Below are 1,801 nucleotides of genomic sequence, written 5' to 3' on the forward strand. Positions count from 1 at the left end.
CTCATGTAAAGGACTCCGGTGCTTGATCAGCCCGGTGGTCCTGGGGTTGCATGAGCATCCCGGTTGGTCCGGTGGGTGGCGTTGAGTACGGCTCTGAGGGTTGTGCCTCGTTCGACTGATTGCCACTGCTGGCCTGGCCACGGATGCCCCGGATGAGGGAAGTGGGCCGACCCTGTTGAGGTCGGGTCCGGTTGCAGCACATGAGTGGGAGCCGTCGTCAGGACGCTCTGCCTCCTTGGGACCGTGGCGGACAGAGACGCCTGCTTGCGCGGGCCGCCGGAGTCGATGGTGACCGGTGGACGAGCCAGGGGTGGGTAGGGATGACGCAGCGACGGTTGGTGGGTATCGATCTGGGCATCGCCTCGGCGCACACGGTGCGGGTTCTCGATGAGGGCGGCCGGCAGGTGTGTCGCCGGCGGTGTGAGCCGAGCGTGGAGAGCCTGACCGTGATCGAGCAGGTGGCGTTGGCCGGAGCCGTGGCGGGGACCCGTCTGGAAGTGGTGATCGAGCCGACGGGGCCGGCGTGGCTGCCGGTCGCGGTGTTCTTCACCGCCCGGGGGCACACGGTGTTCCGGGTGTCCTCAGCTCGGGCGGCGGATCTGCGTCGGTTCCTGTCGCGGCATGCGAAGTCCAACGGCATCGACGCCGACACCTTGGCTCGGCTGCCGTTGGTCGACCCGGACGGGGTCCGGCCGTTGCGGTTGCCCGGCGCGGAGCAGGCGGCGTTGGATCGGCGGGTGCGGGCGTGTGATCGGCTGACGCAGACCGCCTCGGAGCACAAGGTGCGGATCAAGGACCTCGTCCGGCAGGTGATGCCGATGACTCCGTTGACCGGGGAGCTGGGAAAGGCCGACCTGGCCGTGCTGGCCCGATGGGCCGACCCCCGGGCCCTGCTCAAAGCCGGACCCGCCCGGCTGACCGCCGTGATCACCACGGCGTCGCACCATCACCAGGGCGCCGACCGCGCGCAGCAGTGGCTGGCCGCCGCCCGTGCCGCGGTCGACCTCTACCGCGATCACCCGGCGGTCGCGTTCACCGACCTGGCCGCCGAAGTCGCCACCGAAGTGCGCCTGTTGGCCGCCATCGAAGCGGAGTTGGCCGTCCACGCCGCCGCCCGGGAGGACGCCTACCGGTGGGCCGACCCCGGACAGCTGGCCCGGAGCCTGCCCGGCCTGGCCACCGTCGGCGGCCCCGTCCTGGCCACGGTCATCGGCGACGCCGCCCGATTCCCGACCGGCGCCCACTTCAAGTCCTACCTCGGCCTCGCGCCACGCGCGTCAGAGACCGGCAACACCGACCGCAAGGGCCAACCCATGTCCAAGGCCGGGTCACGCCTGGCCCGCGCAGCGTTGGTCCGCGCCGCCGACCATGCCCGCAAACAAGACCCCCAACTCGCCAGGATCTACTACACCCAGATGGTCGAACGCGGCTCCGGACACCTCAAAGCTCTCTGCGTCGTCGCCGCCCGCCTCGCCGAACGCGCCTGGACCGTCATGCGCCGACGCATGCCCTACGTCATCTGCGACACCGACGGCACACCCGTCACCCCTACCGAAGCGAAGACAGTCATCGCCGAGCAGTGGACCGTTCCTACCAGCGTCCGTGCCCGACGACGCAGCACCAAACCCACCACCACGAAGGCGGGGAAGGCCCCTCAACGAGTCCTCACGGGACATGCCAGGTCAGACGCACGAAACGCCGACAAACGAGGCGACCTTCCCCACCAACGATCCTCCAACCAGCCCACCTACACGGTCAAGCCAGCCGGCATCTTGACAACCGATCCCCGATAGGGAATCAG

Annotated in this window: 1 protein-coding gene; it reads left to right on the forward strand. The window is 69.6% G+C overall.

Annotated features, from left to right (window positions below; genetic code table 11):
* Window positions 1–320 precede the first annotated feature (320 nt).
* The gene (locus ACFYWL_RS31100; RefSeq protein WP_386980381.1) at window positions 321–1,793 is read left to right on the forward strand and encodes an IS110 family transposase; all 1,473 of its coding nucleotides are present in this window, start codon (window positions 321–323) and stop codon (window positions 1,791–1,793) included.
* The last annotated feature ends 8 nt before the right edge of the window (window positions 1,794–1,801 follow it).

The sequence above is a fragment of the Micromonospora sp. NPDC002575 genome (assembly GCF_042889525.1).
GTDB lineage: Bacteria > Actinomycetota > Actinomycetes > Mycobacteriales > Micromonosporaceae > Micromonospora > Micromonospora carbonacea.

What these genes read in the sequence shown, in the direction of transcription:
- ACFYWL_RS31100 (WP_386980381.1), top strand. Translation starts at nt 321, where the DNA reads ATGACGCAGCGACGGTTGGTGGGTATCGATCTGGGCATCGCCTCGGCG.